Origin of the sequence: Halobacillus sp. SY10, assembly GCF_045401165.1 — a bacterium.
GTDB classification, from domain to species: Bacteria; Bacillota; Bacilli; order Bacillales; family Halobacillaceae; genus Halobacillus; species Halobacillus aidingensis.
On the sequence record NZ_CP174345.1, the window covers coordinates 3309016 to 3333978 of the forward strand.

Consider the following 24963-nt stretch of genomic DNA (forward strand, 5'->3'; position numbering starts at 1 on the left):
AACTCCTCACTGTTTGCACATTACTTTACAAAAGTTCTCTAATAACTGCATGCCGGCTCTCCCGCTTTTTTCCGGGTGGAACTGGCTGGCTACAAGATTTTCTCTTCCGATAATTGCAGGCACTTCCATGTGATAATCAGATGTCGCATATAAAATAGAAGGATCATCTGTCTTCACAACGAAAGAGTGAACGAAGTAAACATGGTCTTCTTTTACATCTGTCATCAGAGGTTTGTCCGGCTGATGGATCTCAAGCTGGTTCCAGCCCATATGCGGAACTTTGTATGAACGTCCTTGATCATCCATCCCCGGAAAACGAGAAATGGTGCCAGGGAACAATCCTAAACCTTCCGTAAGTCCGCCTTCTTCACTGCTCTCGAATAACAGCTGCATCCCTAGACATATGCCGTAGACCGGTACACCTTCGGTCACTTTATCTTTTATAAAATCAATGAATCCATGCTCTTGAAGTGCTTTCATCGCATCCGGAAATGCTCCCACCCCAGGAAGGATGTAACCATCACAGGCTCCCAATGACTGTGGCCGGTCCCCGATTTTATAGTCCACTCCAAGTCGTTCAAGCGCTTTTGAAACACTAAATAAATTTCCCATTCCATAATCGATGATGCCTATCATTATAAACTTCCTTTCGTACTCGGAACTCCTTTGACACGTGGATCGATTTGAGTCGCTTCATCCAAAGCACGTGCGAAGGCTTTGAACATCGCCTCAATAATATGATGGGTGTTATGCCCATGGTGTAAGACGATATGTAAATTCATCCGAGCTTCTACAGCAAGCTTCCAGAAAAATTCGTGAACATTTTCCGTATCAAAGGTACCGACACGATCTTTCGGTAGCTCTGCGCGCCACTCGAGGTGCGGACGGTCACTCAAATCAACCGCTACCGTGACAAGCGTCTCGTCCATCGGAAGAGTCATGGATCCGTAACGCTTCATGCCGTATTTATCGCCGACCGCTTCTCGCAGCGCCTGTCCAAGACAAATCCCGATATCTTCCGTTAAGTGGTGATCATCCACTTCCACATCGCCTCTTCCGACAACGGATAAATCAAAGAGGCCGTGTTTTGTGAACAATTCCAGCATGTGAGAAAGAAAAGGAACCTGGACATCCAAGTCCGCTTTCCCCCCTCCATCGATGCCAAGTTCAAGCTGAATATCTGTTTCTCTCGTTTTGCGTTCAATTCTTGCCGCTCTCGTTTCTGTCATTTCCATCGCTCCTTACGTGTCTCTACTGCGCGTGCATGGGCTTCTAACCCTTCCAATCGGGCGAACCTGGCAATTTTGTCAACGTTCGTTTCGAGGGCCTGTCTGCTGTATGAAATGACGCTCGATTTTTTCACAAAGTCATCCACGTTGAGAGGACTTGAGAAACGCGCCGTTCCATTCGTTGGCAGCACATGGTTCGGTCCTGCAAAATAGTCTCCGACAGGCTCACTGCTGTAAGGTCCAAGGAAAATCGCGCCCGCATGCTTGATCTTACCTAATTCCTGAAAAGGATCTTCGCTCACAATTTCCAAGTGTTCGGGTGCGATTTCATTGATGGTGTCGACCGCTTCTGCCCATGTTTCACAAAGGGCAATCATTCCATAGTCTTCCACGCTCTTTCTTGCGATATCAGCACGAGGCAGGGAATCCAGCTGTGATTGCACTTCTTTTTCCACAGCCTTTGCAAGCCTCTCACTCGTTGTCACAAGTACGCTTGACGAACGGGCATCGTGTTCCGCTTGAGAAAGAAGGTCAGCAGCAATTTCTTCCGCACGAGCGGTTTCATCAGCAAGGATCGCGATCTCACTGGGTCCAGCGATCATATCAATATCAACATCCCCAAACACTTCTCTTTTCGCTAGCGCAACAAAGACATTGCCCGGGCCTGTAATTTTATCAACCGAAGGGATCGTTTCTGTTCCATAAGCAAGAGCAGCAATCGCCTGTGCGCCCCCTACTTTGAACACATCTTCAACGCCAAGGATCTGCGCAGCAAGAAGGACACCATCCGGTACTTTCCCATCCTTACCGGGAGGAGTCACCATGACGACCCGCTCCACGCCTGCTACTTGTGCCGGAATCACATTCATAAAGACAGAGGAAGGATAAGCGGCTGTTCCCCCAGGCACGTAAACCCCTGCGGCATCAATCGGTGTGATTTTTTGTCCTAAGAGGGTGCCGTCTTCCGAGCTGTCAAACCAGGAAGTGGTCTTTTGCTTTTCATGAAAAGCTCGGATGTTGTCCGCGGCCTCCTGTAAGATTTGGACGAACGCCCCATCGAGAGAGGCATACGCTTGTTCAAACTCTTCTTTAGAAACTTTGAAGTTTTTTAAAGTAGCTTGGTCAAAACGCTCCGTATATTCTTTGACCGCCTCATCCCCACGGGTCTTCACCTGTGCAATGATGTCCTGGACGGATCTCCGCTGTTCTTCCGTACCTTGATCGACGGAACGCTTCAATGACTTTAAATCGGACTTATTAATGATCTTCATCAGCGCTCCCCTTCCATCACTTCACTTAGTTTGCTTACCATTTCCTCAATCTCGGTACTCTTCAAACGGTAACTGACCGGGTTCACAATCAAACGCGACGTAATATCTGTAATCTTCTCGTACTCTACCAGTCCATTTTCTTTCAACGTACGACCTGTAGATACGATATCGACAATGCGATCCGCCAATCCAATCAGGGGCGCAAGCTCAATGGAACCATTCAAAGGAATGATTTCAATCTGTTCGCCCTGCTCGCGGAAATAGTCAGATGCGACTTTCGGATATTTCGTAGCGATTTTCGGCGCAATCCGGCTCAGCGGTTGATCAGGCAATCCAGCTACGGCTACATAGCAAGGGCTGATTTTCAAATCGAGCACTTCGTATACATCCCGGTCCTGTTCAAGCAGGACGTCTTTGCCGGCAATCCCGATATCTGCTGCTCCATACTCCACATAAGTGACGACATCCATCGGTTTGGCCATCATGACGCGGATGTTCTGTTCAGGAAATTCCAAGATCAACTTTCTTGACTCATCCATGTCCGCTTCAAGCTCATAGCCCGCTCTTTTCATCAGTTCCGCCGCTTCTTCATAAATACGGCCCTTCGGCATGGCAATGGTCAACGGCTTACTCATCACGCTCACCTCCGCCTTTTGTCAAATCGATCGTTTCTGATAATTCCGCTTTGAATGCCTGCAGGTCCGGAATTTGGTCCACATGTTGTAAAAGAACCGCCTGACCATCCTCACGATAGCGTTTCGCTTCCTGCAATCCTTGTCCGTAACTATCATCGTCGACGATGACACCGACGCGCCCATCATCCGAATCCTGTTCATTCAATGCTTCTACGAGACGTTCCAGGTGGACGGCAAAACCAGTGGCCGAGGCGCTGAGCTGGAAAGAAGGCAGCAACGTATCATAGCGGCCACCGTTACAAAGAAGGGCCCCGAGGTTTGGCGCATAGCCTTCGAACAAAATCCCCGTGTAATAATCCATGTGGCTGATCAAGTTCAGATCAAAATGAATATACTTTTCAACCTCATACTGTTGCAGCAGACGATACAATTGCTTCAATTCATTCACTGCCTGCATGCAAGCTTGATTCCGCGCAAGCGAGCGGCTGCTATCAAAAATTTCATCGCCGCCTTTCAGTGTTAGCAGCTGAAGGAGAGCATCTTTTTTATCCTTTGGAACAGATAGCTCCTTTACAGCTTCCCTGTAACCGACGTAATTTTTGCGATATAAGTAGTTTAAAAGGTATTCAATCGTATCTTCATCATCACCAAGCAAATCTGTGAAGAAGGCTTTCACATAACCAATGTGACCGACCGTGATGACAAAATCGTCAAGTCCTGTCTGTTTCAATGATTCGACGAGGAGAGCGATGACTTCTGCATCTCCATAAGAGGAATGGTCGCCAATCAATTCCGTTCCGACCTGTTCAAATTGAGCTGGCTTCCCTCCCTCTGTCTGCTGGGCACGGAACACCGGGCCTTCATAAGCGAGACGAAGCGGAAACTCAGCGTCCTTCAGCTGAGAAGCAGCGACTCTTGCAATTGGTGCAGTCATGTCCGGTCTCAATACGAGTGTGTGTCCCTGCTGATCCAAAAGCTTGAACAATTGCTGATCAAGCGTCGCACTCACTTTTCCTACCGTTTCGTGATATTCCATGATCGGCGTATCCATGAACGAATATCCGAACGAAAGAATCGCATTCGATAATTGTTGGCGCGCTTTTGATTTTTGGTTATAAAAAAAGGGAAGCGTATCTCGCATTCCCAGTGGTTTTTCAAACATCAGGCGTTTAACCAATGGAATTCATCCTTTCCTCAAATCCTTTAGCTTGCTAATATGCTAACATGATAAAGATGGAGCGTCAATGAAGAAACTCATTAGCTTTGTTCCCCTTCTTATCATAGCAGAAACCGCTTCATAAATACGGACTCATAGGGAGAGGGAGAGCTTTTTTCAGCTCGAGGACGTTAACCAATCGTTAGAGGACATTGACAGCGAGTTAATGAGCATTAGATCTCGCCGAACGCAAAAAAAGACGCACAAAAGTGTGCGCCCGTTTGGTCAGGTTAAAGCCTTATTAAAATGGAGAATCTCATCAGCGTAACGAAGAGCGAGTGGTTCGGCATTCGGTTCCTCTTTTTGCATCTGCTGGTGAATGAACAGTCGCCCAACCTTTTCAGATCGCGCTCCCTTTTCCATCATCTCCAAAGCAACGACGGCTTCATAAAGCAAAGCCATTTTTTCAGCCAGGGATTTACTGTAATAGGTTTGCACTTCAGCGGGCTGTTTTAATACTTCATCTGCATATGGGATGAAGTTCAGGACACCCTCTTTCACGAGTGTGTACTCTTTCCCTTTATTCGTAACCTTTTCCAAGCGTTCTTGAACATGTTGGACGAACAGCTCATGACCTTGATATTTATTGAAAAGTTTCAAGACTTCAAGGCCGAGAATGTTCGCGGTTCCTTCCCAAACCGTCAACACTTGAGCATCACGCAAAAGTCTTGGTGTAACAAAATCTTCAATGTATCCATTCCCTCCGTGCATCTCAATCGCTTCGTGTGTAAAATGCACGGCCTGTTCGGCTGTTTCTTTTTTCATTATGGCAATCCGAACCCGATTTAGGATTTGTTCTTCAATTCTCGCTTCTTCCGGTTTACGTCCCACTTTTTCAAAAGCTTGAATCAAATCAAAAACAGCCCTCGTCTCCACTTCCTGCTTCACCGTCATAGAAACAAGCGTATCCTTCACCATCGGATATTGTATCAACACCTGACCGAACGCATTTCTTTTAGTGGCATAATCCTGGGCTTCCGTTAAAGAACGCCGCATAATTCCAATAGAAGCAACCGCATTACAAACACGGGAAAGGTTCAAGGCTTCCATCATATAATAGAACCCACGTTCCGCTTCTCCTACCATAAACGCTTTTGCCCCGGTAAATTCAACCTCAGCGGATGGAACAGCACGGACGCCTAATTTATCTTTCAGTCTGCGTATTTGAATGCCATTCAAGTCACCTTCATCATTCCTCCAGGGAACGAGGAACAAACTGAGACCTTTCGTTCCTGTTGGAGCGCCTTCTACTCGAGCAAGAACCATGGCTACGCCACAAGCACCCGCATTACTGGCAAAATACTTTTCACCATGGATTCTATAATGATCCCCTTCTTTAATGGCTTTCACTTCATTGGCGCCCACATCAGAACCGCCCTGGCGTTCCGTAAGAAAAGTCGCGCCTTCATACAACTCCACATCTCCCGTCGATAACACATGCGGTAAATATTTGGCTTTCAACTCTTCGTCCGCATAATGATCGATTAAATAGGCAGTGGCCATCGTTAACGTCACCGGGCAGTAAAAACCAGGCTCTGCCTGGGAGAGAAGATAACCTTGAGCATACGAATACATGTAGTTGCCTTTTTGTTCAAGCTCAGGTATGTCCTTATGCAGATAACCGACGATCCCTTCGCCATATGTTTCTTCTATTGTTTTTTTGTACCCCTCGTTCAACCACACTTCTGAAATGTCGTTGCCCATTTTGTCATACTTGATCAACTTTGGCTGCCCTTCACGATCGGTGTGAACCGCCCGTTCATCGATCTCCTTTGCACACTTCCCACCGAAGAAACGGAGTCGATCATCTGCCCACTGGTAAAAAGACTCGTCCCACACTTCCTTCAAGAGATCTTGAAGATTCACATCTCTTTCGTAAAAGTTCATCCCACCACCCCCTTAGGCTTGACGCGCCTGTTCACGTAAACGATGCTTCAACAATTTCCCTGTGACGTTCCTCGGCAGCTCGTCCATTTCCTCATAGAGTTTCGGAATCTTATAATCCGCCAGGTGCTCTTGCAAAAAGAGACGGCATTCATTTTCCACATCTGTCATTTGCCCGTTTTGAACGATGTGCGCTTTGACGGTCTCGCCCCAATCTGGATGTGGAACGCCTACGACAGCCACATCTTCAATGTGTGGATGCTGCAACAAAAGCTCTTCTACTTCGCGTGGATAAATGTTGACACCACCCGAGATAATCATATCCTTTTTCCGGTCAATGACCCACAAGTAGCCGTCCTCATCCTTTTCTCCCATATCCCCTGTAAGCAGCCAGCCATCACGGAAGGTGGCGGCCGTTTTTTCTTCATCTTTATAATAGCCTTTCATAATTCCTTCACCTTTTAGTGCGATTTCGCCCACTTGGCCGTTTCCTACTTCTCGCCCATTTTCATCAACAACGCGCACTTCACAATGAAGCGCCGCACGTTTCCCTACACTGCCAGCTTTTTCATCATGCTCCTGTGGAAGCAGCAACGTCCCGCTTGGTCCCGCTTCCGTCAGACCATATAAACAGCAGAGGCTGTCCGTTTCAAACTGCTCTCTCACAAACTGGACTTCTTTTTTAGACAGAGGCGCGCCTCCATATGTCCAATATTTCACCCAGCTCAAATCCGTTTCCTTCACTTGTGGATGCTTGGCCGTCATTAAATAAGCGACAGGTGCTCCGAAAAAGTGTGAAGCCCTTTCGCTCGAAGCAAGCTCAAGCAATAAGTCTGGAGTAAAAGTAGGAGCGATGATGTGCGTAGCACCGACGAACGTGCCCCCTGCTAAAAAGAGATGCAGAGGCGCGGAATGACTGAATGGCATCATATGAAGCATACGGCTGGTTGGCTTCATTTCCAGTTCCACAGCCATCATCGAAGAGACCGTCAAAATATTTTTGTGGGTAAAGACAACCCCCTTCGGCTGCCCCGTTGTCCCTGATGTATATAAAATCGAAGCTTCTTCATCTTCATGCGCTTCGTTCACCATTTCCAGCGGTTCTTCTTTTGCAAGGATTTCAGAAAATGAGTGCCATGCCCCGTCCGCATTCCCTGTTTTTATGAATGTGCCCTCTCTTTCATCAGCAAGCCCTCTCACTTGGTCGATGAGCAAATCATGCGTGAGCAAAGCGACGGCATCACTGTGGTCGTAAATATACGTAATTTCATTCAATACTAATCGAGCATTAATCGGGACGACGATCGCTCCAAGCCGGTGGATGGCAAAGTAACTGATGACAAACTCCTTCGTATTCGGCATATGGATGATCACCTTATCTCCAGCCTGAATCCCTGCCCTCATCAAACCTCTGGCAAACTGGTTCACCTGACTGTTCCACTCTTGATAGGTCAGACGTTCTTCAGGTGTAACAATCCCTTCTTTTTCCGGGTATTTACGAGACTGGTAAGCTAATAATTCAGAAAGATTCATACAGGATCTCCTCTCCGTTCCTTCAATTCTTCTTCGAATTTGTCGAGCCACTGACCCATTTCTGCTTTTAACTGTTCCAACTCCCCAATCCGGTCGTCCACCTCCTGCATTTTTCCTCTGCCATAGATAAGCGTCCGTTCAAGCTGACGGACACCTGAGGGGTCCTGGTCGAAAAGGTGCATCATTTCTTTGATTTCATCAAGCTGGAAGCCATACTTTTTCCCACGAAAAACAAGCCCGAGGCGTGTCAGATCCTTCGGAGAAAAAGAACGGTGCCCGCCCGAGCTGCGGGAAGGTCTGACCAGCCCAAGTTCTTCATAGTATCGGATGGTCCGCTGAGTCACATCAAATTTTTCGGCCACTTGTTGTATAGATAAACGTCCTGTCATTCGATCCCCTCTCATTGAATGAAAATTCTAACAATTTTAATATACCATTAACGTTAACGTAAAGTTCAACTATAAAAATATGGAATTTTCCAATAAAAAAAGCACCTTACTAAAAAAGTGCTTTCATAAAGTATAGCTCCCTATTCTTGAAGACTCAGTTTCGAGACTTTTGTTGAGTTGATGGGGGCTGCGGGGAATAGCTCGCTTTCCGCGGGGCCCCACACGAAGTGGGGTCGTTCGATGTTGGCACAGGACGTGCCGAACTTAATCGAACTTCCTCTATCCTTTTGAGCCTCCTCGGACTGCGTCCTGTGGGGTCTCACCATGCACTTTTTTCCCGCAGGAGTCTCGCCATTCCCCTCCGCCCCTTTGCCATATATGTATCTCGAAACCACTTCCGGAACAAGCTGCTTTTATGTACATAGTTATTGGAGGGGAATGAACTCCTAAGGGCGCTACTCTTCCTGTGAAAGGCTTGTTATAGAGCGCTTTATGCTTATAACACTAGGAAAGTTGAAGGCACCCTCCCACAGTAAAGGTGTTCGTTTCTCACCTTTATCGAATGGGGTGGTTGGGAAGCTGCGAGACTCCCGTGGGAGAAGGAGATAGACGAGATCCCGCAGGACGAAGTCCGAGGAAGCTCGGCGCTCCCCCACAGGAAAGCGAGTAGCTTCCCAGCCATCCCTGACGCTCAACACAGCAAACGAACCCCGATTATCTCGAAACTGAGTCTTTCACAATCCTGCCGTGGTAGTTATCTTTCTTTGGAGTGGAGGAGGAATAGGAAAGCTAGGAGGGAGGCTGGGACGTTGTCGCGGATTTTCCATTCGACCAAATATCCAGGCATGTTTTCAAATCGCTCCGCAGCTTCGCGGGGAATAGCCCCTCTTTTAATAACTGCCCATAGATTCCCTTCATGGTCTCTAATCTTAAAATGCCCGATGAAGTCGTCTCCTTCTGCGCTCCAGCGGCATTGATCACCCTCTATATAGCGGGTGATGCGCTGGCCGGTTGTTTTATTTTTGGTTTGCTTTGTGTAAGCCACATAGGCGCCTTCTTTGTGCTGGATATATCCTCTCCACTTAAAACCGCCTTTCTTCTCAATCTGATAAAGCTGTTCGCCGATTTGGTTTTTGAAAGAGAATATAGCCGGTCTAAAGTGGTCATAGGAAAATATGGCTGTAAACATCGTTAAAGATTTATGTTTCCACTGGATGTTTTCCTGAATTTTGCCATAGCTCTTCCCACCCATATCAAACAAACCAGCCTGAAAGGATTTAAGCTTATTTTGCCCCATATACATCCTTTTAGGTACTCGTTCTAAGGAATCTTGCGTAGGGTCCTGTTCAAAATCCGAAACGGTTTTGGATTTTTGAAGATCGGCATAGCCACCTTTTAGAAGTCCAACTCCTGTGATGGCAAAAATCGCTGCGTAAACGACAGAAATAATAAAACTGCTGGGATTGAATGTGACCATCCCCAGAATAAAAACGATAGATATGAATGAGAGAAGTGTTCCGCTCCATAATTGTCTTCTTGCATCCTGATAAATCATGTTCTGAACAAGCGACATCTTATATCCTCCTAAAAAAAGAAGCTTTACTATAAGTACGAATGAAAGCGAAATAAGTTTCAAAATTATGTAAGAAAAAGACTCCTCCGATGAAGGAGAAGTCTCTGTGTTTTACACGTATTCGATTGGTGTAACAGCTTCTTCTAAAAGTTGATCAAGCTGTTCCGTATATTCATGCTTTTGCTGCTCACTGTAATTCAGGGCTTTCGCCATATAATCGATAACGGATGTTTTATGATCACGTACCCACTGGATGTTGAAGAATAGCGCAGCCGTTCGTCGGACAAAGAAGTCGACAGGTTTGTACGTCATTTCTTCTTCCAGAGCATATACAAGCTGGGCAAAGACCACTGGGTCGACCCCTTCTTGGGATGCTTCTTCTTTACGATCCTTGAAGTTGTTGAAGACTTTGTCGACATTTGAACCGTATAGCTGGATCAATTTATCGGCATCTTCTTGACTCAGTCCTAGAGATTCACCGATCTGAACCCGCTCTTCTTTAAATTTCTTGAAGCCTTTGGAACCTCCAACATCGCCACCAGAGATCGGCATGTTTTTTGTTTCGGAATCAGAATAACGAATGCCGTACTCTTCCATCAGTTGATCACGAACAAGATCTACAGCGGTTTGTGCCATTTTGCGATACCCGGTAAGTTTCCCACCGGCCATGGAAATGAGGCCAGAATCGGAAACGAAAATTTCATCTTTACGAGAAATCTCGGACGGATCTTTTCCTTCTTCATGGATCAGTGGACGCAGGCCTGCCCAGCTTGATTCTACGTCGTCAGCCGTAACATCAACGGTTGGGAACATCATCTTCATTGCGTTCAGAATATAATCGCGGTCCTCTTCCGTCATCGTAGGATGAGCGATTTCCTGATCGTAGGTTGTGTCCGTTGTTCCGATATAGGTCTTACCGTCACGCGGAATGGCGAAAATCATGCGGCCGTCCGGGCTGTCGAAATAAATGGCCTGCCTCAATGGGAAGACAGACTGATCAAAGACTAGATGAACCCCTTTTGTCAGCTGCAGAGTTTTGCCTTTTTTCGAACCATCAATTTCACGAAGCTCATCGACCCACGGCCCGCCTGCATTGATGATTTTTTTCGCTTTGACATGATACTGTTCTCCTGATACCGTATCTTCGACTTTTGCACCAACGATACTTCCATTGTCATCATAAATGAAGTCCACGATTTTTGCATAGTTGGTCGAACATGCACCATGCTCTACGGCTTTCTTCATGACTTCGAGCGTAAGGCGGGCATCATCTGTCTTGTACTCCACATAGTACCCTGCGCCTTTCAAACCATCCCTTTTCACAAGAGGTTCCCGTTCAACAGCTTCCTCTGCACTCATCATCGTTCTACGTTCCGCTTTTTTTACTCCTGCAAGGTAGTCATACACACGAAGACCGACATTTGTGGAGAACGGCCCGAAGTTTCCGCCTTCATGAAATGGAAGCATCATCCATTCTGGTGTCGTCACATGAGGGCCATTTTCATAAACGATCTCCCGCTCTTTCCCTACCTCAGCGACCATTTTCACTTCGAACTGTTTCAAATATCTCAAACCGCCATGCACCAGTTTAGTGGAACGACTGGACGTACCTGCGGCATAATCCTGCATTTCAACAACCGCTGTTTTCATGCCACGGCTCGCTGCATCGAGAGCGATTCCAGAACCTGTGATTCCACCGCCTATGACGAGAACATCCCACTCTTCCTGGGTTAAACGGTTGAACTGATTTTGTCTTTCGTAACTAGAAAATGATTGCATGCTATCTCTCCTTCTTCCGTTGTCTTCAAATTCATGGTCTGATACGGGTATTCCCTTTTTCAGCAAAGAATATGTGTCGGATTGCTCATCGAGTGCTCATTCATGTCATAAAAAAAGAGACCACGAAAACTCTTATGCGGATTGCATAAAGCTTCGTGGTCTCTCCGTATCTCCGACCGTTTTCATTAACTTGTAACTCAATTATATCAGAGAGGGAGATGTTTTCAAGGATTTATTCTTCTTGTTTGAACACCCTTGTCGCTTCCACAGCTTTTTGCCAGCCTTTGTATAGTTTCTTACTTTTCTCTTCATTCATACTAGGCTCGAACTCTCTTTCCACTTTCCATTGATTCGCGATTTCCTGTCGATTTTCCCAGAAACCTACTGCAAGCCCCGCAAGGTAAGCTGCACCAAGAGCTGTTGTTTCATTAACCTCCGGTCGCTCAACCGTCACATCAAGCAAATCACTCTGGAACTGCATCAAGAGGTTGTTTTTGACGGCACCTCCATCGACACGAAGTTTTTTCACTTCAATGCCTGAATCTTCGACCATCGCATCCACGACATCTTTCGTCTGATAAGCAAGAGATTCAAGCGTAGCTCGTACAAAGTGAGCTTTGGTCGTACCACGCGTAAGACCGAAAACAGCCCCACGAGCTTCGCTGTCCCAATATGGCGTGCCAAGACCGACAAAGGCAGGAACAACGTAGACGCCGTCCGTAGATTTCACCTGACCGGCGATTTCTTCACTCTGTGGAGAAGATTCAACCATGTTCAACCCGTCACGAAGCCATTGGATGGCAGAACCTGACACAAAGATGCTTCCTTCCAAGGCATATTCGACTTTTCCATCAATGCCCCAGGCAAGCGTCGTCAACAGTCCATGCTCGGATTTGACCGCTTCTTCTCCGGTGTTCAACAACATGAATCCACCAGTACCGTAGGTGTTCTTACCCATCCCTTTTTCAAAACAAGCTTGTCCGAAAAGAGCCGCCTGCTGATCACCGGCAATTCCTGCAATCGGGACTTCTTTTCCGTAGAAATGATAATCCACAGTATTCGCGTACACCTCAGATGAAGGCTTGACTTCCGGCAACATGCTCTTCGGTACATCCAGGATATCGAGCAGTTCGTCATCCCACTTCAAGTCATGGATATTGTACATCAATGTACGGGATGCATTGGAATAGTCTGTCACATGTGTTTTTTGTCCAGAAAGTTTGTAGACAAGCCATGTATCAATCGTTCCGAACATGAGGTCTCCGTTTTCCGCTTTTTCTTTCGCTCCGTCAACATTGTCTAAAATCCATTTCACCTTAGTTCCTGCAAAGTATGGATCGAGTAAGAGACCTGTTTTATCTCTGAATGTATCTTCCAACCCTTGTTTTTTCAATTCATTACAGATGCTCTGCGTTTGACGGGACTGCCAGACGATTGCTTTATAAATCGGTTTGCCCGTGTTTTTGTCCCAAACGACTGTAGTTTCACGTTGGTTTGTAATTCCAATGCCTGCGACCTGACTCGCTTCTACATCTGATTTTCTTAATACATCCGCAATACACGCAAGAACAGATGTCCAAATTTCGTTCGCATCGTGTTCTACCCAACCTGGTTTTGGAAAATGCTGCTCGAATTCTTTTTGAGCGGTTTCTACAATCTGTCCTTCATGGTTGAACAAAATCGCTCTTGAACTTGTTGTACCCTGATCGATCGATAAAATGTACTGTTTCATGATTCCACTCCTTTTTCAGATTTCTGTACTTTTTTCAGCTCCACACGCATGGAGGAAAATAAAATAAGTAAAATGATGATGGTGCCAATCCAGAACCAGCCATTCGCATTCGTTTCGAAAATGGCTTGATAAAATAACCCGCCATAGACGCCGCCGATTACCGGGCCGAAAACTGGGATCCATGAGTACCCCCAATCCGAGTCCCCTTTTCCTGGAATCGGTAACAGAGCATGAGCTAGTCGTGGTCCTAAATCACGGGCTGGATTGATTGCATAACCCGTTGTCGCACCAAGGGACATCCCGATCGCTACAATCAATAAGCCGACAATGAGAGGGTTTAATCCCTGTGTAAAATCATTCGCGCCGATAAACAAGATTCCCATGACTAATACAAATGTTCCGATGATTTCACTGACAAGATTTGAAATCGGACTGCGGATGGCTGGGTCTGTACAGAAAATCGACTTGATCGCCAACTGATCTTCTGTATCCTTCCAGTGAGGAAGATAGTGAAAGAAAACGATGACAGCTCCTAAGAATGCACCCGCCATCTGCGCGGTAATATACATCGGAACTTTGCTCCAAGGAAAATCACCGACCGTTGCAAGTCCGAGTGTAACGGCAGGGTTGATATGAGCACCTGTCACTCTCCCTACAGCGTAGACACCCATCGCTACGGCAAGTCCCCAGGCAATGGTAATCAGCACCCAGTTCCCTTCTGCTTTTGTTGCTTTTAAATTGGCACCTGCGATGACTCCGCCCCCGAAAATAATGAGGATCATGGTGCCAATCAGCTCACCCATGAATTCAGTCATGATGCGATCTCCTTTCTGTGTACCACGATTGACGTACAAAAAACCACACAAAATTAGTTTGATCTAATCATTGTGTGGATAATCGGGTCAGCCTCTTCACGAAAGGTGATTATGTATTCTCGCTGTTAAAATGCCATAATTCAGAACGTGAAGTAGAGACTGCAGAAGCACCCGAGGCAAGCGCTTGATCAACTTCTTGCTTTGAACGAATCAAGCCTCCAGCAATGACAGGAATGCCGATATGCTCCTTGATCTCTTTTATCATTCCCGGTAATACGCCCGGTAAAACTTCAACGAAGTCCGGCTCAGTTTTTTTAATGATCTTCACATTATGTTCAATCGCCTGGCTGTCGATTAAAAACAATCGCTGGACAGAAACAAGATGATACTTTTTTGCTTGTTGAATAACATGAGCTCTCGTTGAAATGACACCATCAGGCTTCACTTCCTGCCCTATGTATTCCATGCCATAATCATCCGCTTTCAAACCTTGAATCAAGTCTACGTGGACAAATACTTTCTTACCAGCCTTTTGTCCGATCTTGACGAGTTTTCTTAAGAGACCTAACCGGCTCTCCAAAAGAATAATATAATCCGTTTCACTTTCTAACAAGGCTTCAAATTCTTTGATTTTTTTTACTGCAGGCAGAACCGACTGTGTCAAAGTCATTCTTCTCCCCCGTTCTTTCTCCGTTCTTCCATCTGTTCTTTCGTATAGATGAGCTGCATCGGGTTTCCTCCGACGAATGCACCTGCAGGCACATCTTTATGTACCAAGGTACCAGCAGAGACAACGGCACGGTCACCGATTGTGACACCAGGAAGAATCGTCGTATTCGCTCCAATCAAAACCTCATCCCCAATCACAACATTTCCGAGACGGTACTCTTCGATCAAATATTCATGAGCGAGAATCGTTGTATTGTAACCAATGACCGAATTCCGCCCTACCTTGATTTTTTCGGGAAACATAATATCCACCATGACCATCAAGGCAAAAGCCGTTTGATCGCCCACCTTCATATGGAGAAAAGTCCGGTACAACCAATTCTTCATAGAAAGAAACGGGGTGTACCGGGCCATTTGAATAAAAAAGAAGTTTTTGACCACTTTGAAAAACGGGACCGTCTTATATATGTGCCAAAGTGAATTGGCTCCTTTGACCGGGTGGCGTTCCGTTTTCCTCATACAGTCATCCTCCTGTAATTTTTAATAGATCACGCATATTATCAAGCATGTAATCAGGGTTCAAGTCGTCGAGTACTTTTCTTCCTTTAACCGTCCAGGCAACCCCGGCTGTTTTCGTTCCCGCATTCTGCCCTGCTTCGATGTCGTGCGTGTTGTCTCCGACCATCATCGCCTCAGAAGCTTGCGAATCCAAGTGGTTCAAAGCCTTCACAATCGGTTCAGGGTGTGGCTTCGCATTTGTAACATCATCAAGCGTGACGACCGTTTCAAATAGTCCATCCAGATTTGTCAGTTCAAGACCCATATGAACGGTATTCCTCATTTTCGTCGTCACAATACCTAATTTGTATCCTTGTTCTTTCAGTGTTTCAATCGTTTCCACCACGCCCTCATAGGCTTTCACGTAACGGTTGTGGTTTTCAATGTTATGTTTACGGTACGTCTCGACCATTTCCTCCACTTTGTCAGGGTTCACTTTTTGCAGGCTCTCCCTTAAAGGAGGACCGATAAAGTCGAGAATTTCTTCACGCTCATAAGAGCGATCAGAATATTGTTTAATCGTATGGGTAAAGGAAGCGATGATCAATTCATTCGTATCGATCAACGTCCCATCTAAATCAAAGAGAATGGTACGTATGCTCATTGGAAGGATCCTTTCTTTTCTGTTGTAGTCTGTTCCAAACGAAGCCGACGGCAGCCGTTAACACAATCGCCGTCAATAGACGGATCAAAAGCAATGGCCAAACCGGAATACCGAGCGGAATAAAGATCAGCGTATCCTCTACCACCGCGTGACAGGAGACGAGGAAGAGAATGGCTAAATACATATCTTTCCTTGAAACGCCGTCCTCTTCCACTGCCTGAATCATCAAGCCTGCACCGTATGCGAGCCCAATCGTCAGTCCTGCGACAAGGGTCATCGATGTGTTGCGTTCCATTCCGAGAAACCTAGTTGCAGGAGCTACCCAGCCTGAAAAACGGTCAAGCCATCCTTTTTCACGTAGATACTGCATGAAAATCATCAAAGGGATGACAATCAATGCAAGCTGCACGATCCCCATGAAGGCGGTTTGCACGCCCTGAAAAATGATCTCTGTCCATCCATTCGGATCGGGTGTCTTCTCAGGCGCAAAGCCATATTTCGCTGTTTCGCCTCCGCCTTTCCAAAAAACGTTGATGAGGGCAGCCGAGGTCAATGCGAGACTCAACCGGACGCCGGCTACAAACCACCAGCTCACACCTACCCTTTTAGCAACCGTCGATTCGATCAGTAAGTTATGGGAAAAGGAAAGCATCACGGCAAGAATGAACACTTCTTTTACCGTGAATTCGAAAGATATGATCGCCGCAATGCCTGCATAAAGGTTTAAAAAGTTACCTAAAACAAGAGGAACAGCAGCTTCACCGGATAGTCCGATCCATCCCATCAAAGGTTCCAGTTTCTCCATCACCCATGGGAGGACCGGCGTGTATTGAAGAATCGTGACAATTAACGTTACGGGAAAAATGACTTTTCCCAGCGTCCACGTCAATTCCAATCCCTTTTTACTTCCGCGTTTTAAAATCCCCTTCATGCTACCTGCTCCCTTATTTTACTTTCTTTCCGTTATAATATTTATTCGCCATACCACTCTTTCTCCGGTAAAGGATCGCAATGACCGCTCCAACGACAAGCACGATGGAGATCAATTGTGCCGTACGAATCTCACCAAAGAGATAAAGGCTGTCTGTCCTCATACCTTCTACAAAGAAACGACCAACAGAATACCAAATCACATAGCTTAAGAACACTTCTCCGCGGCGAGGATTAAATTTATGACGCAAAACTAACAGCAATACAAATCCGATGATATTCCATACAGATTCATATAAAAAGGTCGGGTGATAGACCGTATCATCAATGCACATTTGCTGATTGATAAACCCGGGTAAATACTGCATAAAGTTATTATAAAAAGATTCGGATACCGGACCGCCGTGAGCTTCCTGGTTCATAAAGTTTCCCCAGCGACCGATCGCCTGCCCAAGAATAATACTTGGTGCGGCAATGTCCGCCATCATCCAGAAGGACAATCCTTTAATTTTCGTATAAATATAAGCAGTCAACACTGAGCCAATCAGTGCACCGTGAATGGCGATCCCGCCTTCCCACACGGCAAAAACTTTCCACCATGGTCCACCAGCATAACGATCCCATTCAAAAATGACATAATAAAGCCTGGCACACACGATGGCTGCCGGAATCGCAAATACGACGATATCGACCATGTAGTCTTTTTTCAAACCGAGACGTTCGGTCTCTCGCGTTGCAATCCATAGTCCAAGAAAAGCTCCTGTGGCAATAATCAAGCCATACCAGTATATCGAAAGAGGACCTAGTTGGAGGAAGACCGGGTTCAACGGTTCAGGTGTACACATCATTAGTGGTTTCCTCCTTTACTCCTGTGTTTGATCTTGGTCGATGACTTTCGTCAAACGCTCTGAAAACTCTTCAGCAGCATTGACGCCCATACGCTTCAAACGGAAGTTCATAGCAGCAACTTCTATAATGACAGCAAGGTTCCGACCAGGACGAACAGGAATCGTTGCTTTCGGAACTTGAACATCCATGATCTTCATCGTTTCTTCTTCTAAACCAAGACGGTCGTATTGTTTGTTCTTTTCCCATAATTCAAGGTTGATAACGAGCGTGATCCGTTTGTAACTTCGAACAGCTCCCGCACCGAATAATGTCATCACATTAATAATGCCTAGTCCACGAATTTCCAAAAGGTGTTCAATAAGCGGAGGGCTGTTTCCGATTAACGTGTCATAATCCTCCTGTCGAATTTCAACACTATCATCAGCCACAAGACGATGCCCTCGCTTAACCAGCTCTAGGGCCGTCTCACTTTTACCAACACCACTTTGGCCCGTAATCAAAACACCGATACCATAAATGTCGACAAGCACACCATGGATAGCCGTAAACGGAGCAAACTTGGATTCCAGATAATTCGTCAGGCGGCTAATCACTCTTGTCGTTTTATATGGCGACAACATCAGCGGAACGCCTGCGTCATTGGCAGCTTCATAAAGCTCATCAGGAATATCCATTCCCCGGGTAATAACGATTCCAGGTGTTACATCTGTACAAAGTTTTTCCGCTCTCTCTCTCCTCTGATCTTTCGTCAGTTCATTAAAGTAAGAGAGTTCTGTCTTGCCGAGCAGTTGTAGACGATCTTTCGGATAAAATTTGAAATACCCTGTCATTTCTACTCCAGGACGAGAAATATCACTCATATGTATTTCACGGTGGACGCCGTCAGCACCGGCAACGAGTTCAAGCGCGAATTGTTCTAACAAATCTTGTGTACGGACCTTGCTCATTTGTCCATCAACCTCCTCTTTCATCAATCACTGTCCCCTATTGTAGCATGTTTTCAATAAATCTTGGATAGGGAGGTTTTTTACTAGTATTTCCATCTAGAAAATCCTCTTTACCGGAGCTAACTTATTCAACTATCTGGCAGGATTCTTGAAGACTGCGTTTCGAGATGTTTTTTGAGTGGATGGAGCTCCGGGGAATGACTCGCTTTCCGCGGGAGCGCGGTGAGCCTCCTCAGGCTGTCGCCTTGCGGGGGCTCACCAAGCACTCTTTTCCCGCAGGAGTCTCCCCATTCCCCTCCGCCCCTTTGCCATGAAAGATTCTCGAAACCACTTCTGGAAAAAACAGCGCGTATGATTGAGGGAAGTGGATAATATAACCCCTCTAAAGCGAATATTCACAACGTAAAAACTTGATATAGAGCGCTTTATTTCTGCTTAGGAGGGAAGAGTGGGAGAAACTCCTTCTCGGTATAGGGGTTCGTTTCTCCCTTACATGGAATGGGGTTGTTGGGAAGCTGCGAGACTCCCGTGGGAGAAGGAGATAGGCGAGATCCCGCAGGACGTAGTCCGAGGAAGCTCGGCGCTCCCCCACAGGAAAGTGTTCAAATGCGCAATCGACCTGGGAGACACAACTGGCATAAGCAGAACAGCAACGGAATGTGCTTTTCATTCCTTTGCTGTTCTGCTTATGACGCGAGTGTCTGGGCGATGGAGCTAGACGAGTAGCTTCCCAACAACCCCTGACAACCAACAGGGCAACGAATCCCTGAAACATCACGAAACTGAGTCTTCAAGAATCGGTAATTTTAGTAGATGAAAGAGAACAAAAAAACACCGTATGAGCGGGCTCATACGGTACGGGGGTTATTTTTTCATATCCTTGAATAAGCTGTTCAATACAAGGTTGATTAGGGATATGATGATGGCGGCAATGATGGTCATGCCGAAGCCATCAATCTCAAAAGTACTTCCTAGGAAAGCATCCGTCAGCCATAAGGTAATGGCGTTGATGATGAATAGGAAGAGACCGAGCGATAGGATCGTAATCGGTAAAGTGAGAATCACTAAGACCGGCCTTACGATCGCATTGAGGATCGATAAAATCAGTGCCGCGAGCAATGCGCCTCCAACACCGTCAATCATTACGGAATCAAAGAGTGCTCCCACCGCGATAATGGCGATAGCGTTGACCACGATGTGGATTAACCAATTCTTCATAATTTCAACCTGCCTTTCATGAATCGTTCTCTTCTCAGAGTTGGACAGGAGGTTGTACGTGGACAGATCCCGTCTTCGTCTCTGCTTCTATATGATATGCATTTTCAAATTGTTCGTACGCTTCGAATTCCAACATCTTGTTGGTAACATCTTTTCGGTCTTTTAAGATCTTGTAATTCTCCAATTCACATTGAATTTGACCGAATTTCGTTCTCAAGACCCCATCGACTTTCTTTTCTGTAGGAAGAGATACTTGTATTTTGCCAGTCGTCGTCTTATAAAAACCTGTGTGCGCTTTTGATCCGCTATAATCAACCGTTATACCGCTACTGACCGTAGAAGCATCCGCTTTTCCAATATCTCCGGAAAGTGTAATGGCTCCATTGATTGTGTCTGTTTCACACTCTTCGAAAGTACCCTCTTGCAATTGAATAGCGCCGTTTCCGGTTTGTATTTTACATGTCTCCCCAGAAATCTGCTTCGCTTTAACAGCTCCATTTGATGTTTTCATCTGGAAATGATCACTTTCAATATTTTCAAGATCCAAATTTCCATTTGTTAATTGTGATTTGATGAATTCGTATTTTTTATTCGGAATGTATAAATCCACATTCATTTTCATCTTTTTAGATGGACTTGCGATGCGAAGGAGACCATTTTTAACCTCCATTTGTGTTTCATCATGAAACCTTGCTCGCGCCTCTTCTTCTGTTTCCACTTGATAGACTTTAACTTGATAGGAAGCTTTCACATCCTCCTGGTCCCAAGGATGGAGTTTTAAAGAACCGTTGGATATAGAAAGGTCGGCATCATGGAATTCCTCTTTCGGAAGAACCGTATCATCGGTGAATTCGACGTATTCCCCAAAAGACAAATCGAAATCTGCATTTTTAATTTTTTCCATGGCGTCATCCAGGAAATTTCTCAGGCCGTATTTAGACTTATCGCGTTGCTCTGAACCTTTAGGAGAAGGTTCTTCTACAGCTTCCAATAGTTTCGCGCCTTCTTCTGCAGAGATGGTGCCTTTTTCGATCATTTGTAGAATTTTCATACGTTCTTCATTCATAAGATCAGCTCCTTTTCATCTCTTACGTTTTTCCCTATTGAAAGGGTTCAAAAACTAAAAAACACCTGAGAAAACTAAGTTCGTTTCTCAGGTGTAAGGTGTCATTGAAAGTTGTACGTGTAAAAGCGTTCCGTTTTCAGCCGCTCTAATTGTTCGGATGCCTGATCATGATCTTCAATCAAGCTAAACATCCCGTCAGCCTGGGAGAGGTGGGCTTTGATGGCCGCCAATTTTCTTTCCCAGTAAGGTCGTACATCCGTAATGATCTCAGGCTTCCCTAAATCTTGTTCTGAGTGATTGGAAATGGCATGCATCCACACTTGAGGACGGTTCTCCTCTGGCATGTTTTCCACAGCCTCGATCACGGCTGCACCAAGCGCGTCATGATCCGGATGAACAGCATATCCAGGATAGTGCGTAATGATGATAGTCGCTCCTAATGCTTCGATACGTTCCTTCAAGTGCTCAGCCACTTGCTGTCGGGGTTCAAACTCTAATGTTTTATCCCTGTAGCCAAGCATTTCAACATCTATATCCAACTGTTTCGCTGCTTCAGCCAACTCCTTTTTTCGAAAAGAAGAGAGCGTTTCACGATTAGCGAATTCAGGGTTGCCCATGTTTCGGCCCATCTCCCCGAGCGTACCGCATAGATAGGTAACCGGTACGTCTTCATCACGGAATTTAGAAATCGTACCAGACGCTCCGAACGATTCATCATCGGGATGAGGGAAAATGACAACCACTCTTTCTTTACTCATCAGGATCAGCCTCATGTGAAAAAGGTGTTTCGCTGATTTCAAGAGCAACCATCAAACGGCCTTCACGGTCATGGCCTGCCATGAGCAGCCGGTTCTTCTCATCAATTTCGTAATCCGTCAATCCTTCGGCATATACCCAGCCTAAGTCCAGTTTCAGACCTACACGGTATGACCCTCCGGTACTGACAATTTTCCCGTGTTGGTAAGAGACTTGCGCGTTTCGGATGAAAGCCCCGACGTTGTAGGCATTTTCATCGAAATGGCTTGCATAAGCCCCGTTCGTCGTTTCTAAGTGTACATAAACTTCTTTATTCGCTAGTTGATCAATTTTTTCTTGAACAACTTTTTGTTGAATGGCATCCACTCGTATTCCTCCCGTCAAACGATTCTTGTTTAACGATACTCAATTTAGAGGCAAGCGTCAAAACATCTACTTGTTCCCTACTTTTTCACGGGCATTCATTTTCTTATCCATCCGTGCCCTGTCTCGTTCTAGAACAGGTTTTAAATAACGGCCCGTATATGAAATCTCCTGCTCTGCTACATGTTCAGGAGTGCCGCTTGCAATAATTCTTCCCCCGTTTTCTCCACCTTCTGGTCCGAGGTCAATGATATGGTCGGCTTCTTTGATGACATCAAGGTTATGCTCAATGATCAATACGGAATCACCGTTATCAACAAGTCTTTGCAACACTTTCAGTAATCTTGAAATGTCATCGACATGCAGACCGGTTGTCGGCTCATCCAGGATATAAAAGGACTTTCCATTCGATCGGCGGTGAAGTTCACTTGCTAGCTTCACCCGCTGTGCTTCTCCTCCCGACAGTGTAGTGGCGGGCTGACCGAGTTTAATATATTCCAGTCCTACGTCGGCAACCGTTTGAAGCTTACGCTTAATCTTAGGAATGTTCGCAAAGAAGTCAAGCGCTTCTTCAATCGTCATGCCTAATACATCAGCGATGCTCTTGCCTTTATACTTCACTTCCAATGTTTCACGGTTATACCTTTTCCCATCACAAACTTCACAAGGGACATAAACGTCTGGCAGGAAGTGCATTTCAATTTTAATGATTCCATCCCCGCGGCAGGCCTCACAGCGTCCACCTTTCACATTGAAACTGAATCGTCCTTTTTTATACCCTCTGATTTTCGCTTCATTCGTTTGTGCGAAAACATCACGAATATCATCAAACACACCCGTGTAAGTAGCCGGGTTGGAACGTGGCGTACGGCCAATCGGGGATTGATCGATGTCAATCACTTTATCCAGATGTTCCATCCCTTCGATCGTTTTATGCTTTCCTGGTTTTTGTTTCCCATTGTGAAGTTTCATTGAAAGGGACTTATACAAAATTTCGTTAATGAGTGTACTTTTACCGGAACCGGAAACTCCTGTTACCGCTGTGAACACTCCGAGCGGAATTTCTGTATCCACTTTTTTAAGGTTATTTTCTTCTGCTCCTTTTATTTTCAAGAAGCGGTCATCCGCCTTCCGACGTTCGGCTGGCAGAGGAATGAACTTTTTGCCTGAAAGATATTGACCCGTCAAGGATTTACGGCTTTTCATCACCTGTTTTGGTGTTCCTTGAGTGACGATATCTCCTCCGTGAGCGCCTGCTCCTGGTCCGATGTCGATCAAGTAGTCCGCGGCCAGCATCGTATCTTCATCATGCTCAACGACAATCAACGTATTATCAAGATCACGCATTCGTTTCAGGGTATTGATCAAACGGTCATTATCACGCTGGTGAAGGCCGATCGATGGCTCATCGAGCACATATAAAACACCAGTAAGGGCAGAACCGATTTGGGTCGCCAGACGTATACGCTGGGCTTCACCACCGGATAGTGTCCCTGCCGAACGCGAGAGGGTTAAATAATCCAGGCCTACGTTCGCTAGGAAACTGAGACGTTCGCAAATTTCTTTAAGAATCATACGGGCGATCGTTTCTTCTTTTTCTGTCAACTCAAGGGCCTCGAAGAACTCCTTCGCTTCAGTCACGGAATAATCGGTTGTGATGCCGATATGCTTTCCATCGATCAAGACCGCCAGCGCTTCTTCATTCAATCGATTTCCTTTACATTTCGGACACGGTTTTTGAGCCATGTACTTTTCCATCTGTTCACGAATGTAATCAGAGCTCGTTTCACGGTAACGGCGAGAAATGTTTGGAATGACACCCTCGAAGAAAATATCGTTTTCCCTTACTTTTCCAAAGTCATTTTCGTAGCGGAAGTAGATTTTGTCCTCACCACTTCCATAAAGCACTTTCTCTTTATGTTCTTCCGGCAGGTCACGGAACGGTTTATTCATATCGATTCCGTAATGGTCGGAAACACTTTTCAGAAGCTGAGGATAGTATTGAGAACTCTGCGGTTCCCAGGCAGCAATCACATGTTCATTCAAGGAGCGACTCCAATCCGGGATCACAAGGTCTATGTCAACTTCAAGCTGTGTGCCTAACCCGTCACATCGGTTACAAGCTCCATAAGGGCTGTTGAATGAGAACATTCTCGGCTCTAATTCACTAACGGAAAAACCACAGATTGGACATGCGTGGTGCTCACTGAACATCAGCTCTTCTTCACCGATAACGTCCACAATCGTGTGCCCGCCACCAAGTTTAAGAGCTGTCTCAATAGAGTCAGAAAGTCTGCCTTCCACACCCTCTTTTACGACGATTCGATCGATGACGACCTCAATCGAGTGCTTTTTATTTTTCTCGAGATTTATTTCCTCGGAAATTTCGCGCATTTCCCCGTCGACTCGAAGGCGGATATACCCTTCCTTCTGGAGCTGTTCAAAGACTTTAGCGTGTTCCCCTTTTCTACCAGATACAACCGGTGCAAGGATTTGGAGTTTCGTTCTTTCCGGATATTCCATCACACGGTCGACCATCTGCTGAACCGTTTGTGAACTGATTTCCACTCCGTGCTTCGGACAGGTCGGACGACCGATGCGGGCGAACAACAGACGCAGGTAGTCATAAATTTCCGTTACTGTACCTACGGTTGATCGTGGGTTACGGCTGGTTGTTTTCTGGTCGATAGAGATTGCCGGGGACAGGCCTTCTATGGAATCCACATCGGGTTTGTCCATCTGACCTAAAAATTGTCGTGCATAGGCACTTAGTGATTCAACGTAGCGTCTTTGTCCTTCCGCATAAATCGTATCGAAGGCCAAAGAAGACTTCCCTGAACCGGACAAACCGGTCATGACGACCAGTTTGTTTTTCGGGATGTCGATATCGATATTTTTTAAATTGTGAGCGCGTGCTCCTCTAATACTGATATGTTTACTGGCCATA

At 45.8% G+C, this 24963-nt stretch carries 23 protein-coding genes; all 23 read right to left on the reverse strand.

The window, feature by feature from the left end; translation table 11 throughout:
- Positions 1-6: 6 nt before the first annotated feature.
- The 23 genes from hisH to uvrA all read right to left on the reverse strand — a co-directional run bounded on the left by hisH (position 7) and on the right by uvrA (position 24962).
- Positions 7-636 (reverse strand): imidazole glycerol phosphate synthase subunit HisH, encoded by a 630-nt coding sequence (gene hisH, locus ACJA3J_RS17000; protein WP_406944671.1) that lies wholly within the window; start codon positions 634-636, stop codon positions 7-9.
- Positions 636-1229 carry an imidazoleglycerol-phosphate dehydratase HisB gene (hisB, locus tag ACJA3J_RS17005; protein WP_089651352.1) on the reverse strand — a complete coding sequence of 198 codons (594 nt, stop codon included), beginning with the start codon at positions 1227-1229 and terminating at the stop codon, positions 636-638. Before hisB ends, hisH begins: the two co-directional genes overlap by 1 nt.
- Positions 1226-2500 (reverse strand): histidinol dehydrogenase, encoded by a 1275-nt coding sequence (hisD, locus tag ACJA3J_RS17010; RefSeq protein WP_406944672.1) that lies wholly within the window; start codon positions 2498-2500, stop codon positions 1226-1228. The genes hisB and hisD overlap by 4 nt, the downstream gene beginning before the upstream one ends.
- Positions 2500-3135, reverse strand: a complete 636-nt coding sequence (hisG, locus tag ACJA3J_RS17015) for an ATP phosphoribosyltransferase (RefSeq protein ID WP_089651350.1) — start codon at positions 3133-3135, stop codon at positions 2500-2502. Before hisG ends, hisD begins: the two co-directional genes overlap by 1 nt.
- Entirely contained in the window at positions 3128-4312 is a 1185-nt protein-coding gene (locus ACJA3J_RS17020; RefSeq protein ID WP_406944673.1) for an ATP phosphoribosyltransferase regulatory subunit, read from the reverse strand. The genes hisG and ACJA3J_RS17020 overlap by 8 nt, the downstream gene beginning before the upstream one ends.
- Before the next feature lie 264 nt (positions 4313-4576).
- A complete protein-coding gene (locus ACJA3J_RS17025) occupies positions 4577-6238 on the reverse strand; it encodes an acyl-CoA dehydrogenase family protein (protein WP_406944674.1) in 1662 nt (553 codons plus the stop codon).
- Between the two features lie 12 nt (positions 6239-6250).
- A complete protein-coding gene (locus tag ACJA3J_RS17030) occupies positions 6251-7768 on the reverse strand; it encodes a class I adenylate-forming enzyme family protein (protein WP_406944675.1) in 1518 nt (505 codons plus the stop codon).
- Complete coding sequence (locus ACJA3J_RS17035; RefSeq protein WP_406944676.1) at positions 7765-8157, reverse strand: MerR family transcriptional regulator; 393 nt, start codon at positions 8155-8157, stop codon at positions 7765-7767. The genes ACJA3J_RS17030 and ACJA3J_RS17035 overlap by 4 nt, the downstream gene beginning before the upstream one ends.
- Before the next feature lie 754 nt (positions 8158-8911).
- Complete coding sequence (locus ACJA3J_RS17040; protein ID WP_406944677.1) at positions 8912-9730, reverse strand: hypothetical protein; 819 nt, start codon at positions 9728-9730, stop codon at positions 8912-8914.
- Between the two features lie 111 nt (positions 9731-9841).
- The gene (locus tag ACJA3J_RS17045; protein WP_406944678.1) at positions 9842-11509 is read right to left on the reverse strand and encodes a glycerol-3-phosphate dehydrogenase/oxidase; all 1668 of its coding nucleotides are present in this window, start codon (positions 11507-11509) and stop codon (positions 9842-9844) included.
- A 232-nt stretch (positions 11510-11741) separates the two neighbouring features.
- Positions 11742-13241: a glycerol kinase GlpK gene (gene glpK / locus ACJA3J_RS17050; RefSeq protein ID WP_374189718.1), complete on the reverse strand. Its 1500-nt coding sequence runs from the start codon at positions 13239-13241 to the stop codon at positions 11742-11744.
- A complete protein-coding gene (locus tag ACJA3J_RS17055; RefSeq protein WP_406944679.1) occupies positions 13238-14056 on the reverse strand; it encodes an MIP/aquaporin family protein in 819 nt (272 codons plus the stop codon). Before ACJA3J_RS17055 ends, glpK begins: the two co-directional genes overlap by 4 nt.
- Before the next feature lie 109 nt (positions 14057-14165).
- Positions 14166-14726, reverse strand: a complete 561-nt coding sequence (locus tag ACJA3J_RS17060) for a glycerol-3-phosphate responsive antiterminator (RefSeq protein ID WP_089651341.1) — start codon at positions 14724-14726, stop codon at positions 14166-14168.
- On the reverse strand, positions 14723-15244 hold the full coding sequence (locus ACJA3J_RS17065; RefSeq protein WP_089651340.1) for a DapH/DapD/GlmU-related protein: 522 nt from the start codon (positions 15242-15244) through the stop codon (positions 14723-14725). Before ACJA3J_RS17065 ends, ACJA3J_RS17060 begins: the two co-directional genes overlap by 4 nt.
- Positions 15245-15248: 4 nt before the next feature.
- On the reverse strand, positions 15249-15887 hold the full coding sequence (ppaX, locus tag ACJA3J_RS17070) for a pyrophosphatase PpaX (RefSeq protein ID WP_406944680.1): 639 nt from the start codon (positions 15885-15887) through the stop codon (positions 15249-15251).
- Complete coding sequence (locus ACJA3J_RS17075) at positions 15862-16818, reverse strand: nucleoside recognition domain-containing protein (RefSeq protein WP_406944681.1); 957 nt, start codon at positions 16816-16818, stop codon at positions 15862-15864. Before ACJA3J_RS17075 ends, ppaX begins: the two co-directional genes overlap by 26 nt.
- 13 nt (positions 16819-16831) lie before the next feature.
- The gene (gene lgt / locus ACJA3J_RS17080; protein WP_406944682.1) at positions 16832-17665 is read right to left on the reverse strand and encodes a prolipoprotein diacylglyceryl transferase; all 834 of its coding nucleotides are present in this window, start codon (positions 17663-17665) and stop codon (positions 16832-16834) included.
- 15 nt (positions 17666-17680) lie between these two features.
- Entirely contained in the window at positions 17681-18613 is a 933-nt protein-coding gene (gene hprK / locus ACJA3J_RS17085) for an HPr(Ser) kinase/phosphatase (protein ID WP_089651425.1), read from the reverse strand.
- Positions 18614-19477: 864 nt separating this feature from the next.
- On the reverse strand, positions 19478-19831 hold the full coding sequence (locus ACJA3J_RS17090; protein WP_181898657.1) for a phage holin family protein: 354 nt from the start codon (positions 19829-19831) through the stop codon (positions 19478-19480).
- Positions 19832-19865: 34 nt separating this feature from the next.
- Positions 19866-20897, reverse strand: a complete 1032-nt coding sequence (locus ACJA3J_RS17095; RefSeq protein WP_406944683.1) for a DUF4097 family beta strand repeat-containing protein — start codon at positions 20895-20897, stop codon at positions 19866-19868.
- A gap of 101 nt (positions 20898-20998) precedes the next feature.
- Positions 20999-21655 carry a bacillithiol biosynthesis deacetylase BshB2 gene (bshB2, locus tag ACJA3J_RS17100; RefSeq protein ID WP_406944684.1) on the reverse strand — a complete coding sequence of 219 codons (657 nt, stop codon included), beginning with the start codon at positions 21653-21655 and terminating at the stop codon, positions 20999-21001.
- The gene (locus tag ACJA3J_RS17105) at positions 21648-22019 is read right to left on the reverse strand and encodes a YojF family protein (RefSeq protein WP_089651333.1); all 372 of its coding nucleotides are present in this window, start codon (positions 22017-22019) and stop codon (positions 21648-21650) included. Before ACJA3J_RS17105 ends, bshB2 begins: the two co-directional genes overlap by 8 nt.
- A gap of 66 nt (positions 22020-22085) precedes the next feature.
- Entirely contained in the window at positions 22086-24962 is a 2877-nt protein-coding gene (uvrA, locus tag ACJA3J_RS17110) for an excinuclease ABC subunit UvrA (protein WP_406944685.1), read from the reverse strand.
- Position 24963 lies beyond the last annotated feature (1 nt).

Bases quoted from the DNA above. Each gene is read 5' to 3' on its own strand.
- hisH (WP_406944671.1), bottom strand. From the start codon at position 636: ATGATAGGCATCATCGATTATGGAATGGGAAATTTATTTAGTGTTTCA.
- hisB (WP_089651352.1), bottom strand. From the start codon at position 1,229: ATGACAGAAACGAGAGCGGCAAGAATTGAACGCAAAACGAGAGAAACA.
- hisD (WP_406944672.1), bottom strand. From the start codon at position 2,500: ATGAAGATCATTAATAAGTCCGATTTAAAGTCATTGAAGCGTTCCGTC.
- hisG (WP_089651350.1), bottom strand. From the start codon at position 3,135: ATGAGTAAGCCGTTGACCATTGCCATGCCGAAGGGCCGTATTTATGAA.
- ACJA3J_RS17025 (WP_406944674.1), bottom strand. From the start codon at position 6,238: ATGAACTTTTACGAAAGAGATGTGAATCTTCAAGATCTCTTGAAGGAA.
- ACJA3J_RS17030 (WP_406944675.1), bottom strand. From the start codon at position 7,768: ATGAATCTTTCTGAATTATTAGCTTACCAGTCTCGTAAATACCCGGAA.
- ACJA3J_RS17035 (WP_406944676.1), bottom strand. From the start codon at position 8,157: ATGACAGGACGTTTATCTATACAACAAGTGGCCGAAAAATTTGATGTG.
- ACJA3J_RS17040 (WP_406944677.1), bottom strand. From the start codon at position 9,730: ATGTCGCTTGTTCAGAACATGATTTATCAGGATGCAAGAAGACAATTA.
- ACJA3J_RS17045 (WP_406944678.1), bottom strand. From the start codon at position 11,509: ATGCAATCATTTTCTAGTTACGAAAGACAAAATCAGTTCAACCGTTTA.
- glpK (WP_374189718.1), bottom strand. From the start codon at position 13,241: ATGAAACAGTACATTTTATCGATCGATCAGGGTACAACAAGTTCAAGA.
- ACJA3J_RS17055 (WP_406944679.1), bottom strand. From the start codon at position 14,056: ATGACTGAATTCATGGGTGAGCTGATTGGCACCATGATCCTCATTATT.
- ACJA3J_RS17060 (WP_089651341.1), bottom strand. From the start codon at position 14,726: ATGACTTTGACACAGTCGGTTCTGCCTGCAGTAAAAAAAATCAAAGAA.
- ACJA3J_RS17065 (WP_089651340.1), bottom strand. From the start codon at position 15,244: ATGAGGAAAACGGAACGCCACCCGGTCAAAGGAGCCAATTCACTTTGG.
- ppaX (WP_406944680.1), bottom strand. From the start codon at position 15,887: ATGAGCATACGTACCATTCTCTTTGATTTAGATGGGACGTTGATCGAT.
- ACJA3J_RS17075 (WP_406944681.1), bottom strand. From the start codon at position 16,818: ATGAAGGGGATTTTAAAACGCGGAAGTAAAAAGGGATTGGAATTGACG.
- lgt (WP_406944682.1), bottom strand. From the start codon at position 17,665: ATGATGTGTACACCTGAACCGTTGAACCCGGTCTTCCTCCAACTAGGT.
- hprK (WP_089651425.1), bottom strand. From the start codon at position 18,613: ATGAGCAAGGTCCGTACACAAGATTTGTTAGAACAATTCGCGCTTGAA.
- ACJA3J_RS17090 (WP_181898657.1), bottom strand. From the start codon at position 19,831: ATGAAGAATTGGTTAATCCACATCGTGGTCAACGCTATCGCCATTATC.
- ACJA3J_RS17095 (WP_406944683.1), bottom strand. From the start codon at position 20,897: ATGAATGAAGAACGTATGAAAATTCTACAAATGATCGAAAAAGGCACC.
- bshB2 (WP_406944684.1), bottom strand. From the start codon at position 21,655: ATGAGTAAAGAAAGAGTGGTTGTCATTTTCCCTCATCCCGATGATGAA.
- uvrA (WP_406944685.1), bottom strand. From the start codon at position 24,962: ATGGCCAGTAAACATATCAGTATTAGAGGAGCACGCGCTCACAATTTA.